Source organism: Streptomyces sp. NPDC032198, from assembly GCF_040636975.1.
Lineage (GTDB): Bacteria > Actinomycetota > Actinomycetes > Streptomycetales > Streptomycetaceae > Streptomyces.
On sequence record NZ_JBEZVL010000006.1, the window covers coordinates 117437 to 130887 of the forward strand.

A 13451-nucleotide genomic window follows, 5' to 3' on the forward strand; every position below is an offset into this window, starting at 1 on the left:
GGGAGCGTCGATTCCTGGAGCTCAAGGGGCCGGCTCCTTGGGAGTCGGCCCCTTTTTGCTGTTTTGGGGGTGTCTTACAGGAGGCGCTTGCGGCACCAGAGGATGGTGAATGTGGTGACGGCTGCGGTGAGCGTGAGCATGATGGCTGTGCCGAGCCACTGCATCGTGTGCATCTGGTCGATGGGCAGGTAGTCCATCGACCAGCCGACGACGTGCTTGGACTCCAGGCAGGCGGTGTGTGCCTTTGTGTCGTCCATCTTGTCGAGGCACGTCATCCAGTCCAGGCGGTCACCGGAGCTGGTGAGGAAGTCGGTGCCCTGACCCTGCTGCACGGCCTGAGCGGGCAGTTCCGGCTGCTTGGCGCCGGGGCCGACGCCCTTGTCGGTGCTGACCGTCATGACGTGTCCCAGGTTCACCCGGAACCGGTCCCAGACGAGCCCGATCGCCACGACGATGCCGAGCGTGACCACCATCGACACCAGCGTGCGGCGCAGGACCATGCCCACCGCCACGCCCACGGTGAAGGTCAGCAGGGCGTAGGCCACCGGCATGGCTCCGGTGACGTCGAAGATCACGCCGCTGGTCCATTCCATCTGCTGGGCACTCATCCTGACCGGGCTCCACCACCAGTGGTAGACGGCGGAGAGCACGCCCGTGGACAGCGCGATCAGGGCGGCGGGCACGGCGAGCTTCGTGGTGATCCACCGGAGCCTGCTGACGGACTGCGACGTCACCAGCTTGGCCGTGCCGGTCTCCAGGTCGCCCGCGACGAGCGGGGCGCCGAGGAGGACACCCGCCAGGACGGGGAGGTAGCCCAGATAGCTTCCGGCGTCGAAGAGACGCTCACCGAACGGCTCGAAACCGGGCGGCAGACCGCCGGGCTTCCTCTCGGACGGGTCCAGGGTGCGCAGGTAGTCCATCATCTGCCCGCGCAGGAAGACCATGGCGGCCACGGACAGGAGGGTGACGGCGATGATGGTCCAGAACGCGGCGCGGTGCTGGCGCCAGACGAGCCACGTCGTACCGCCGAGCCTGGGGATCAGGCGTCGGGGGCTCCGGCCCTGCTGCGGGTGGCCGGCGGGTGCCGTGGGGGCCGGGGCCTGAGTGAGCGTGCTCATGCGGTCACCGTCTTCTGCTGGTCGCGGGCGATGATGTCGTGGATGTCGCCCGCCTGGGCGCTGGGGGCGATCAGCGGAGGCGCGTCGGGCGACCGCAGATAGGCCAGGAGAAGCTCCTCCAGGGTGGGCGGCTCGGCCTGCCCGCCGTACTGGACGGATGCGCCGAGGCGCACCAGGACGCCCGGGCGGCCCTCGTCGTTGCGGGACTCGATGACCCGGTGCGGTGCGAGGGCGGGTGACGTGGCCGCCGACGGGACGGCGAACAGGGCGTGTGCGGCGCGCAGTTCGTTCACCTCGCCCGCAAGCCGCAGACCGCCGTTCGCTACGACGACGAGGAAGTCGCAGATGTGCTGGAGCTCGGCGAGCATGTGCGACGACACCAGTACCGTCGTGCCGTGCTGGGCTGCCTCCGTCTTGAGTGTCGTCATGAGCTCACGTCGGACCAGCGGGTCCAGATCGGACATCGGCTCGTCGAGGATGAGCAGATCGGGGCGCTTCCCGAAGGCCAGGGCGAAGGCCACGCGGGTGCGCTGACCGCCGGACAGGGTGCCGATCTTCGCCCGCAGCGGCACCCCGCCCGCGTTGACGATGCCTTCGGCGACGCCCTGGTCCCAGCGGGGGTTGAGTTCGTGGCCGAGGCGCAGGGTCTCGCCCACGGTGAAGCGCCGGAACAGCGGCTTCTCCTGGGACAGGAACGCGGTGCGCAGGACCGCCTCCCTCGACCCCGGCACCGCGCCGAACACCCGCAGGGCGCCGGTCGTCGGCTGGATCATGTTGGTGGCCAGGCTCATCAGGGTGCTCTTGCCCGCGCCGTTGGGGCCGACGAGGCCGCACACCCGCCCGGCGGGCAGCCGGAACGATACGTCCCGCAGCGCCCAGCCGCGCCGGTACCTCTTGCCGAGCCCGTGGGCCTCGATCGCCGATTCGCCTACGGAGGGCGGGGGCCCGAAGCCTGTTCCGTTTCCGTGGTGCGTCGCTGAGTGGCCGTGGTCCATGGGTGGCTCCTGTACGTGGGGAGAGGAGGGGGGAGAGGAGGGGGGAGGGGAGTGGGGAGGGGAGTGGGGGGAGACGGAAGGGGGTGACCGGGGCGGTCACGGTCACGGTCTCGGGGTTCCTGCGGGGTGCGGCAGAGCGCGGTGTCCTGCTGCTCGGTCGCCCCGGCCGTCGCCCCGGCCGTCGCCCCGGCCGGCGCCCCGGCATCCCGGGGTGGGGAGCAGGCCCCCGGGGCGGGCTCCAGCACCTGCGGGGTTCCCCGCCGGGGTGAGGTCGGCCGTGATCATGGCATGCTCCCTGTGTGGTGAAACCCGTGTGGTGAGACCCGTGTGGCGGAAGGCGACCGCTGCCCCGACTGCTCCGCCCCGGTGGACACCACTCTTCTCCGCCGCGTCCCGCGGCGGATCGGGCGAAAGGCAGATCTTGTGCGGCCGGCTCCGACTTTCGGCCGGTCCGCGGAGGGACGACGGTGAGAGAGATGACGGACGCGGCGGAGACGGCGGACGAAGCGGCCCCACCCGCGGCGACACCCAAGGGCACACCCCCGGCCGCGAGCACGGCGGCGAGGTCGGCCGCGAGCACGGCCGCCGCCATGGCCACTGCTACTGCTACTCGTGGCAAGGGGCGCGCCTTGCAGGCCCTGCCCGCCCAGATCTGGGCCCTGCTTGTCTGCTGCCTGTTCGGCCTGGTCGTGCTGGACTCGTTGGGCGGTGCCTACTGGATCGAGAGGCACGGCCCCGCCAAGCCGATCGGCGTCCTGGTGGCCATCGGCGTCGTCATGGCCTCGCCCCGGCTCGGCAGCCGCGCACTGCCGGGCGTCGCCTGCGTACTCGCGGTGGTGTCGCTCTGCCTCTCGGTATGGCTGCACCTGGAGATGAGCGTCGCCTCGCAGGCGTTCGGACTCGCCGAGCCGGCCGCGCTGGTGTGGCTCGTGCTGATCGTCGCGCGACGCGGGAAGCCGTCGTGGGCGACGGTGGCCATCCCCCTCCTGTTCATGGCGATCGTGCTGAGGCCGGTGTCGGTCTCGGTGCGGCAGACCATGGTCATCATGGCGCTGATCTACGCCCTGGCCGCGGTCACGGCCTTGGGCATCGGCCTCGGGATACGCCTGCTCCTGGTGGACCGGCGGCGGCAGGCGGCGGCTCTCCGGCTCGAGCAGCGGACGGAGTTCGCCAGGGACCTGCACGACTTCGTCGCCCACCACGTGACCGGCATCGTCGTACAGGCACAGGGAGCCCAGGTGATGGCCGGCCGGAAGCCCGAGCTCGTGCCGCCCGCATTGCAGCGGATCGAGCAGGCGGGCTCGGAGGCGCTGACCTCCATGCGGCACATGGTGGGGATGCTGCGCGACGCCGACGGGGAAGTGGCACTGACGCCGCTGGCGGGCATCGACGAAGTGCGTTCGCTCGTCGAGGAGTTCTCGGCGGTCGGCGGCGCCCGGGCCCGGCTCGACCTGGAAGGGAGCTTCGACGACCTGCCGGTGGAAGTGACCACCACCGCCCACCGGGTGGTGATGGAGGCCCTCACCAACGTACGCAAGCACGCCCACGGATGCACCGAGGTGCGGGTGCGCGTGGACCGCTCGGGAGACCGGGTCGCCGTACGGGTCACCGACGACGGACGGCCGCGGCACGTCTCCGGCAGCGGTTTCGGACTGAAGGGGCTGGCCGAGCGGGTGGGCCTGATCGGCGGAAGCGTCCAGGCGGGCCCGGTGACGGCCGGCGGCTGGGGCGTCGAGGCGACGCTCCCCATGACACCGGTGCCACCGGAATCTCAGGAATCCCAGGGATCCCAGACAAACCAGACGTCATCGGCATCCCCGGCAGGGACGGTGTCCTCGTGACGATCCGCGTGCTGATCGCCGACGACCAGGCCATGGTCCGCGTCGGGTTCGCGATGATCCTGGCCGCCGAGGACGACATCGACGTCGTCGCGGAGGCCGTGGACGGCGTGCATGCCGTGGAGCTCGCCGAGCGCCACCGGCCCGATGTAGTGCTCATGGACATCCGTATGCCTCGCATGGACGGGTTGGAGGCACTGCGCAGGCTGACCCGTCCCGGCACCGTGAACCCGCCGAAGGTCGTCGTGGTGACGACGTTCGACGATGACGAGTACGTCCAACGAGCCCTGGGCGAGGGCGCTTCCGGGTTCCTGATCAAGGACTCCGGCCCTGCCCTCCTCGTCGAGGCGATCAGGGCGGCCGCCTCGGGCGAGGCGCTGGTGAGCCCGGCCATCACCGTCCGGTTGCTGCAACGCCTCAACAGCGCCGTGCCCACTCCGCGCCGGCAGCCGCACACCGCCCTCTCCGCGCGGGAGGAGGATCTGGTGCGGCTGGTGGCCAGAGGTCTCACCAACGCCGAGATCGCCACCGAACTGACCATCTCGGTGGGCACGGTGAAGACCCATCTCGCCAACGTGCAGACCAAGTTGACCGCCCGCAACCGCGTGGAGATCGCCGCCTGGGCCTGGGAGTCGGGGCTGGTGGAGGGGCGAGGCTGACCCCCCGTGACTCCCGTGATGCCGGACAACCGGCGTCACGGGGGCGCAAGATCTTGATGGGATTGAGCAAGAACTTCGCTGACAGGATCGTCAGCCCCGAGCCCCCGTCGCCCCGTGCTAACCACTCGCTGGCCAGGGGTGTGTCACCCGAGCTCCCGGCGGAACCGCACAGCATGCTGAACACCCTTGCTGCGTAAAGGAGTTACGTGGTGTGTGCGAAGCGTTGACATTCCTGGGGCACGGGGCAAATCTGTGGTCCTGCAAGTGCAAAAAATTGACTGGACTCAGAAAATTTCGCATAGATCCATGCGTTCGTGAGTTCACGTCAGGCACTGCCCCCAGTAATCCCAGCTCCCCCAGCTCCCCCAGCTCCCCCAGTACTCCCAGTTCCCCCGCCCCCCGTGGAACAGAGGACGACGCCATGAGACGGAAGCAACGCAGCCGGCGGCTGATCCCCGCCCTGCTCAGTGCTGGACTGATAGCCCTCGGCCTTGTGCCCCTCGGCTCCGGCGCGGCCACCGCGCGGCCCGCCGCCGAGCCCGTGAACCTCGCCCTGAACAAGCCGATCGAGGCGTCCTCGTCGACGCAGAACTACTTCGCCACGAACGCCAACGACAACAGCACCAGCACCTACTGGGAGTCGAGCGGCCACCCCTCGACGCTGACGGTGAAGCTCGGCGCCAACGCCGACCTCGCCTCGGTCGTCGTCAAGCTCAACCCCGACGCGGCCTGGTCGACGCGCACGCAGAGCATCGAGGTACTCGGGCGTGAGCAGGCCGCCCAGGGCTTCAAGTCCGTGAAGACGCGGGCCGATTACTCGTTCAACCCCTCCGGGAACCAGAACTCGGTGACGATCCCGGTCAGCGGCCGGTACGCCGACGTACAGCTGAAGATCTTCAGCAACAGCTCCGGATACGGCGCCCAGGCCGCCGAGTTCCAGGTCATGGGGACTCCGGCTCCCAACCCCGACCTGACCGTATCGAACCTCACCTGGGATCCCGCGCAGCCCTCCGAGAGCGACACGATCAGCGTGAACGCGACGGTACGGAACACCGGCAGCGCGGCAGCCGCCGCGACCACGGTGAACGTCAGCCTCGGCGGCACCGTCGCGGGCAGCGCTCCGGTGCCCGCGCTCGGCGCCGGGGAGTCGGCCGTCGTCAAGGTCGGCATCGGCAAGCGGGCGCAGGGGAGTTACACCGTGTCCGCGGTGGTCGACCCGACGGACACGATCGACGAGCAGAACGACGACAACAACAGCCGTACGGCAGAAAGTAAGCTGACGGTCGGTCAGAGTGCCGGGCCTGACCTCGAGGTCACCGGGATCACGTCCAGCCCGGCCAACCCCGCCGTCGGTGCGAAGGTCACCTTCGCGGCGAAGGTCCACAACCGCGGCACCAGCGGAGTGAGCGCGGGATCGGTGACCCGGCTGACGGTGGGCAGCACCACGCTCAACGGTACGGCTCCGGCCATCGCCGCGGGTGAGACGGCCACGGTGAACATCAGCGGCAGCTGGACCGCCGCCAGCGGTGGTGCCACGCTCACCGCGACCGCGGACGCCACGAACGCCGTCGCCGAGACCAACGAGAACAACAACGTCTTCGCGCGCTCCATCGTGGTCGGACGCGGGGCGGCCGTCCCGTATGTCGAGTACGAGGCGGAGGACGCCCGGTACGAGGGCACCCTCCTGGAGGCCGACTCGAAACGCACCTTCGGGCACACCAACTACGCATCGGAGTCCTCGGGACGCAAGTCGGTGCGTCTCAACTCCACCGGTCAGTATGTGGAGTTCACCTCGACCAGTGCGTCCAACTCCATCGTCGTACGCAACTCCATCCCCGACGCGCCGGGCGGCGGCGGCCAGGAGAAGACCCTCAGCCTCTACGCGGACGGCAAGTTCGTGCAGAAGCTGAACCTGTCCTCCAAGCACAGCTGGCTGTACGGCAACACCGATCAGCCCGAGGGTCTGACCAACACCCCGGGCGGCGACGCACGGCGGCTCTTCGACGAGTCGCACGTACTGCTCACGCAGACGTATCCGCAGGGCACCAAGTTCAAGCTGCAGCGCGACGCCGGTGACGATGCCGCGTTCTACATCGTCGACCTGGTCGATCTGGAGCAGGTGGCCCCCGCGGCGAGCAAGCCCGCCGAGTGCACCTCGATCACCACGTACGGAGCGATCCCGAACGACGGCATCGACGACACGGCCGCGATCCAGCGCGCCGTGACGGCCGACCAGAACGGCGACATCGCCTGCGTGTGGATCCCGGCGGGACAGTGGCGCCAGGAGCAGAAGATCCTCACCGACGACCCGCTGAACCGCGGCCAGTTCAACCAGGTGGGCATCCGTGACGTCACGATCCGCGGGGCGGGCATGTGGCACTCGCAGCTCTACACGCTGACCCCGCCGCAGGACGCGGGCGGCATCAACCATCCGCACGAGGGCAACTTCGGCTTCGACATCGACGACAACACCAAGATCTCCGGCATCGCCATCTTCGGCTCGGGCACCATCCGCGGCGGCGACGGCAACGCGGAGGGCGGCGTCGGTCTCAACGGCCGCTTCGGCAAGAACACGAAGATCAACGACGTGTGGATCGAGCACGCCAACGTGGGCACCTGGGTCGGCCGCGACTACAGCAACATTCCCGAGCTGTGGGGCCCCGGCGACGGCCTGGAGTTCAGCGGGATGCGGATTCGCAACACGTACGCGGACGGCATCAACCTCACCAACGGCACCCGCAATTCGACCGTCTTCAACTCCTCGTTCCGCAACACCGGTGACGACGCGCTCGCCGTGTGGGCCAGCAAGTACGTCAAGGACACGTCGGTGGACGTCGGTCACGACAACGCCTTCCGCAACAACACGGTGCAGCTGCCCTGGCGGGCCAACGGCATCGCGGTGTACGGCGGTTACGGCAACAAGATCGAGAACAACCTCGTGTACGACACCATGAACTACCCCGGCATCATGCTCGCGACCGACCACGACCCGATCCCCTTCACCGGGGAGACGCTGATCGCGAACAACGGGCTCTACCGCACCGGCGGCGCGTTCTGGAACGAGGACCAGGAGTTCGGCGCCATCACGCTGTTCGCGCAGGGGCCTTCCATCCCCGGTGTCACGATCCGCGACACCGACATCCATGACTCGACGTACGACGGCATCCAGTTCAAGACGGGTGGTGGTGCCATGCCGGACGTGAAGATCTCCGACGTGACGATCTCCAAGTCCAACAACGGCTCCGGCATCCTCGCCATGGGCGGCGCACGCGGCAGTGCGACGCTCACGGACGTGACGATCACCGACTCGCGGGACGGGAACATCCTGATCGAGCCCGGCTCGCAGTTCGTGATCAATGGAGGAGGCGCCAAGAAGTCCGCCGCCCGGAGTTTCTCCCTCCGGTAACGGCGGAGGTGGCGTCGAAGCGGGGTCATGCCGTGGGGGCGTGACCCCGCTTCTGCCTACCGGCCGAGCACCCCGGCCGAGACGCCCGCCGGAACCGCCGCGTAGCCCAGCGGCCGGGTGGTGAACGTGCCCCGGCCCTGCGTACGGCTGCGCAGACGTGACGCGTAGCCGAACAGCTCGGACAGCGGCATCGTCGCCGTGACCGTGGCCGTGCCGGAGCGCGCGGCCGAATCCGTGACCCGGCCGCGGCGTGCCGCCAGGTCACCGAGCACTCCGCCCACCGCGTCCTCCGGCAGCGTCGCCGTCAACTCCACCACCGGTTCCAGGAGTTCCATCCGCGCCGCCCGAAGTGCCGTACGCAGCGCGAACCTGCCCGCCGTCCGGAACGCCATCTCCGAGGAGTCCTTGGAGTGGGTCGCCCCGTCGGTGAGCGTGACGCGCAGCCCCGTCACCGGGTGGCCGCCGAGGGGGCCCTCGGCGAGAGCGTCCCGGCAGCCGGCCTCCACCGCCCGGATGTACTCCTGCGGCACCCGGCCCCCGGTGACCGTGGCGGCGAAGGCGAAGGTGTCGGCCGCGAAGGTGTCTGTCGTGCCCGGCTGTGCCTCCAGTGGGTCGACGTCCAGGACCACATGCGCGAACTGTCCTGCCCCGCCGTCCTGTTTGACGTGCCGGTACACCAGACCCGACACCCCGCGCACGACGGTCTCGCGGTACGACACCTGCGGGCGGCCGACGCCGACCTCGATGCCGTGGGCCCGGCGGATCTTCTCCGCCGCGACCTCCAGGTGCAGTTCGCCCATGCCGGAAAGGACCGTCTGGCCCGTCTCGCGGTCGACCCGTACCGCCAGCGAAGGATCTTCCTCGACGAGGCGTGCCAGTGCCGACGACAGCCGGCCGGTGTCCACGCTCCTGCGCGCCTCGACCGCCACGGAGACCACCGACGCGGCCACCGCGGGAGGTTCGAGGACCAGGGGCGCCGCGGGGGAGCACAGCGTGGTGCCGGCACGGGCCGTCTTCAGGCCCACCACGGCCACGATGTCCCCGGCCACCGCCCGGTCCAGTTCCGCGTGGCGGTCGGCCTGCACGCGCAGGATCCGGCCGACGCGTTCGGTGCGGCCCGTGCCCGCGTCCATCACTGTCTCTCCCTTCGTGATCGTTCCCGCATACACGCGCACGTACGTCAGCCGTCCCGTCGCCGTCGCGTTCACCTTGAACGCCAGGCCCGCGAACGGCGCCGCGGGGTCGGCGGCCCGCTCCTGCACGGTGTCGCCCAGGGTTCCGCGCACCGGCGGAACGTCCATCGGTGACGGCAGGTAGGACACGACGGCTTCGAGCAGCGGCTCGATGCCGCGGTTGCGGTAGGCGGACCCGCACAGCACCACCACGCCCTCACCGCTGAGGGTGAGGTCGCGCAGCGCAGCCGCCAGCGTGGGGGTGGAGAGAGCCGATGCCGTGCAGTACTCCTCCATCGCCGTCGCGTGCAGCTCCGCCACCGTCTCCTCCAGCGCGTGCCTGCGCCGGTGCGCCTCGTCGCGCAGGGCCTCGGGGACCGGCGTCACCTCGTACGTGTCGCTGCCCGCGTGCCAGATCAGCGCACGCATGCCCAGCAGATCCACGACCCCGGTGAACCCGTCCTCCCGCCCGACCGGCAGCTGCACCACCAGCGGGACCGTGTGCAGGCGCTCCCTGATGGACGCGACCGCCGTGTCGAGGTCGGCGCCCGCCCGGTCCAGCTTGTTGACGAAGGCGATCCGCGGCACCCCGTACCGGTCGGCCTGCCGCCACACCGACTCGCTCTGCGGTTCCACGCCCGCGACGGCGTCGAACACCGCGACCGCGCCGTCGAGCACCCGCAGTGAACGCTCCACCTCGTCGGCGAAGTCGACGTGACCCGGGGTGTCGATCAGGTTGATCCGGTGACCGTCCCAGGAGCAGCTGACCGCCGCGGCGAAGATGGTGATCCCGCGGTCGCGTTCCTGCGCGTCGAAGTCGGTGACGGTCGTGCCGTCATGGACCTCACCTCGCTTGTGGGTGGCGCCGGTCAGGAACAGGATCCGTTCGGTGACGGTCGTCTTGCCCGCGTCTACGTGGGCGAGGATGCCGAGGTTCCGTACGTCTGCCGATGAACGGGCTTGCGGGCGTGCGGTGTTGGTGGTGGTCGTGCTGCTGGTGTGGGTGTTGGTGCGCATGGCCCTGGGCCTTTCGGTGTCCTGCGGGGCGGGGCAGCGCGATTTCCGGGCGGGACTGTTCCACGTGACCGTTCCAGGAGCCGGCAGGCAGGAGCGAGCAGGCAGGAGCCGGCAGGGAAGAGCCGGACGGCAGTGAGCCAGGTGGGTCAGGTGGTCGCCGCGGACACTCGGTGACGGCCGCGCAGCCGGCACCGCACGCGCGAAGACACCAGGATCACGTCGAACCGGGTCCGGGGAGCGCGGGCAGCTGTGCGGTGACGCATGGCCCGGTCCTCTCCCTCGACTGATCGGTTGACCGATCGCTTGGCTTGCGAGTCTAGGCAGCCGGGCCTCCGCCGTCACCGGAATTACCTCGCCCGCCGCCGCCCGGTGGACGGCGCCGCCCGAACCCGTGAAGGGATCACAGTCCCCGGCATGAGTCCATGACTGTCGGGACTCCTCCGCGCGCCTTCAGAGTGGACACACTCAGACACTGCGAGGAGCGCGCGCATGGAGGCCACCATCGACCTGCTGGAGCTGCCCGGCGGACGGCTCCGGCATCTCTGGTCGTTGCGCGAGGACGTGGAGGTCGAGTCCGACGCGGTCACGGGGTCCCTGGTGCTCACCTGGGACCAGGGCACCGCCCGCCTGGCGCGCCCGGAGCCGACCGTCCTCGAAGTGCTCCGGCGCATGCAGCTGGGTCCGGTGCTGCTCGGCAACGCGCTGGTGGACGACGGTGAAGGGGGCCGGGACCGGGACGCGAAGGTCTACTTCATGATGCGGCCGGTGTTCGGGCGCTTCCCCCACCTGCTGGTCCGCACCCTGGCGCTCGACGGCCTGAGCAGTCCGCTGCTCTCGATCGCGCCCCTGTCCGAGGTGGGCGGGGCCTCCCTGACCGTCGTACCCCTGGACCAGGTGGAACCCATCCGGCTCTTCCTCGGCCTCTCCTTCGCGTTCGACCCGCTCACGGCCGTCTTCGAGTCCCGTACGGCCTCGCACCGCCTGGTCATCCACCGGCAGGAGGCCATGATGGTCTTCGCGCTCGCCCTCGCCCGTCCCGTGTCGCTGCTGGCCATCAGCGCCGTGCTGCCGCTGCCCGCCGATGTGACGGAGGGCGTTCTCTGCTACCTCGCGGCGGCGGGAGTGGCCGCCCAGCCAGGGCCCTGACGGCTCCCGGACACCGCTCCCCGACATCGTCCCCCGGACATCGCTCCCGGTGAAGCGCCGTCTCACAGCCACCCGGAGTCATTCGCGATGCGGATCGCGTCCACCCTGTTGCGGGCGTTGAGCTTGCTCACCACGGTGGTCAGATAGTTCCGTACGGTCCCCACCGACAGGCGCAGCCGCTTCGCTATCTCGCCGGCGTCCGAACCCTGTGACGCGAGGCGCAGCACCTCGGTCTCGCGGGAGGTGAGCGGGCTGTCCGCGCTGCCCCACGCGGCCAGCGCCAGTTCCGAGTCGATGACCCGCTGGCCCGCCGCCACCTTCCGTACCGCCTGGGCGAGTTCCTGCGGCGGGGCGTCCTTGAGGAGATATCCGGAGACCTTGGCGGACATCGCGCGGCGCAGGGTGCCGGGGCGGCCGAGGCTGGTGAGGATCAAGGTGCGGCACTGGGGCAGCCGTTCGTGCAGTTGTTCCGCCGCGCTCAGGCCGTCGAGGCCGGGAAGATCGATGTCGATGATGGCGACGTCCGGCTGGAACTCGCGGGCCGTGGAGAGAATCTCGTCGCCGCGTTCCACACTGGCCACGACATCAAGATCATGTTCGAGATTCAACAAGGCGACCAATGCGCCTCTCAGCATCTGCATATCCTCAGCGAGCATTACACGGATCATCGATAGCCCCCCATGATTACCCGTATCGCGAACCCCCGTTGTTGCTCGCGGCCACATGTTATCAGCCGACTAGAACGCGCCATTCGGATTTATTCGCCCGATTTTCTGGGATTGTTCCGCACTGTTTCGGCCGACGGCCTGCGCGGGCAACTCGGCGACGAGCCGGAACCAGCCCCCGCAGGCCGGGGGTATCTCCTTCTCGCGTTCGGTGATCAGCCGCCCGCCGAGCTCGTCGAGCCGCTGTTTCAGGTTGCCGAGGCCGTTTCCGCTGTCCGGCGAGGGGTCGTGATAGTTCTCCACCACACCGTCGTTGATGATGGTGAGCCGTGCCGTTCCGTCGTCGACCACCGCGGTGATGTTGCAGTGCGACGCCTTGCTGTGGCGCAGCAGATTGGTGACGCCCTCGCGCAGGACGGTGGCGAGCGCCGTGCCGGCCTGTGAATTGATCTTCTCGATGGCCGGGGCGAGGACCACCTCGACCTCGACCTCCGCGGCGTCGAGCACCGACTTGGCCGAGGAGACCTCGGAGACGAGCGACATGTCGCGGTAGCCGCGGGCCACCCGGCGCACGTCGCTCAGCGCCTGCCGGGAGATGGCGAGGACCTCCTCCACCTCCTGGTCGGCACGGGGGTGCTGGGCCCGGATGAGCCGCTGCAGGAGCTCGCTCTTGAGCACGATCGCGGAGATGCTGTAGCCGAGCAGGTCGTGCAAGTCCCGTGCCAGGCGCAGGCGTTCACCGGCGACGGCCATCCTGGCTATCTCGGCGCGGGCGGCGTACACCTCCTCGACGAGGGACGAGAGCCGGGACAGGCCGTAGACCACGAGGCCGGTGAGCAGGGTGCTCTGGCACATGTAGACGAGGTCGACCACGGACATCCCGCCGATGATCCCCGGGATCAGCAGGCTCAGCCCGGTCACCCCGTAGAGCGGCCAGGCAGCCCGGGGCGGCAGCAGGAGCAGCAGTGATCCGCCGAGGAAGCCCGCCATCGCCCCCCACAGGATGCCGAAGAAGGCCAGGGGCAGATAGGTGAGCAGGGCCTGCGCGCCCAGTGTCGCGGCCTTCGACCAGGGTGCGGCGCGGTCGGCTCCGGGCCTTGAATGCAGGAGTTGCAGGCCGAATACGGCGGAGAGCGTGACGAGGCCGGTGATGAGTTCGGGCGTGGAGGGCCCTTGGCTCAGCAGGTTGATCGCGGTGATGCCGAGATAGCAGATGAGCGCCGCCAACAGGATGACGTGGGCCAGCCGGGGGGCAGGCCGAGGGCTCCATCGGGAACCGGTCACGTCAGACGTGTCCTTGGTGTCGCTGTGCATCCTCGAAGTGCTCCTCTTCTGCCAGGAGAGCGTACGAGAGCGCGTCCTCGCGGGCGCCCCCGAACCCCGGGCCCGCGGTATTCGGCCACAACGCTCGTCCAGCAGACCTTACGTGGGATGG

At 69.6% G+C, this 13451-nt stretch carries 9 protein-coding genes; 4 read left to right on the forward strand and 5 right to left on the reverse strand.

All coding sequences use genetic code 11. The features are described from left to right. Positions 1-74: 74 nt before the first annotated feature. Together AB0E78_RS17285 and AB0E78_RS17290 are read right to left on the reverse strand one after the other, a co-directional pair. A complete protein-coding gene (locus AB0E78_RS17285; RefSeq protein WP_361833031.1) occupies positions 75-1118 on the reverse strand; it encodes an ABC transporter permease in 1044 nt (347 codons plus the stop codon). Next, positions 1115-2113 (reverse strand): ABC transporter ATP-binding protein, encoded by a 999-nt coding sequence (locus tag AB0E78_RS17290; RefSeq protein WP_361833032.1) that lies wholly within the window; start codon positions 2111-2113, stop codon positions 1115-1117. Before AB0E78_RS17290 ends, AB0E78_RS17285 begins: the two co-directional genes overlap by 4 nt. A 476-nt stretch (positions 2114-2589) precedes the next feature. On the opposite strand from AB0E78_RS17290, the gene AB0E78_RS17295 reads away from it, so the two are divergent. From AB0E78_RS17295 to AB0E78_RS17305, 3 genes are all read left to right on the forward strand, one after another. Next, positions 2590-3954, forward strand: a complete 1365-nt coding sequence (locus tag AB0E78_RS17295) for a histidine kinase (RefSeq protein ID WP_361833034.1) — start codon at positions 2590-2592, stop codon at positions 3952-3954. Continuing rightward, a complete protein-coding gene (locus tag AB0E78_RS17300; protein WP_361833036.1) occupies positions 3951-4610 on the forward strand; it encodes a response regulator transcription factor in 660 nt (219 codons plus the stop codon). The genes AB0E78_RS17295 and AB0E78_RS17300 overlap by 4 nt, the downstream gene beginning before the upstream one ends. A gap of 421 nt (positions 4611-5031) precedes the next feature. Next, entirely contained in the window at positions 5032-8016 is a 2985-nt protein-coding gene (locus AB0E78_RS17305) for a CARDB domain-containing protein (RefSeq protein ID WP_361833038.1), read from the forward strand. Between the two features lie 56 nt (positions 8017-8072). Here the strand turns inward: AB0E78_RS17305 and fusA are convergent, their stop codons facing one another. Beyond that, positions 8073-10205, reverse strand: a complete 2133-nt coding sequence (gene fusA, locus AB0E78_RS17310; protein WP_361833040.1) for an elongation factor G — start codon at positions 10203-10205, stop codon at positions 8073-8075. A gap of 489 nt (positions 10206-10694) precedes the next feature. Here fusA and AB0E78_RS17315 point away from each other — a divergent pair, with 489 nt between their 5' ends. Continuing rightward, the gene (locus tag AB0E78_RS17315) at positions 10695-11351 is read left to right on the forward strand and encodes an NADH oxidase (protein WP_361833042.1); all 657 of its coding nucleotides are present in this window, start codon (positions 10695-10697) and stop codon (positions 11349-11351) included. Positions 11352-11413: 62 nt separating this feature from the next. On the opposite strand, the gene AB0E78_RS17320 is transcribed toward AB0E78_RS17315, so the two are convergent. Further along, the gene (locus AB0E78_RS17320; protein ID WP_361833044.1) at positions 11414-12019 is read right to left on the reverse strand and encodes a response regulator transcription factor; all 606 of its coding nucleotides are present in this window, start codon (positions 12017-12019) and stop codon (positions 11414-11416) included. A 69-nt stretch (positions 12020-12088) separates the two neighbouring features. Then, positions 12089-13330: a histidine kinase gene (locus AB0E78_RS17325; protein WP_361833046.1), complete on the reverse strand. Its 1242-nt coding sequence runs from the start codon at positions 13328-13330 to the stop codon at positions 12089-12091. Positions 13331-13451: the final 121 nt, after the last annotated feature.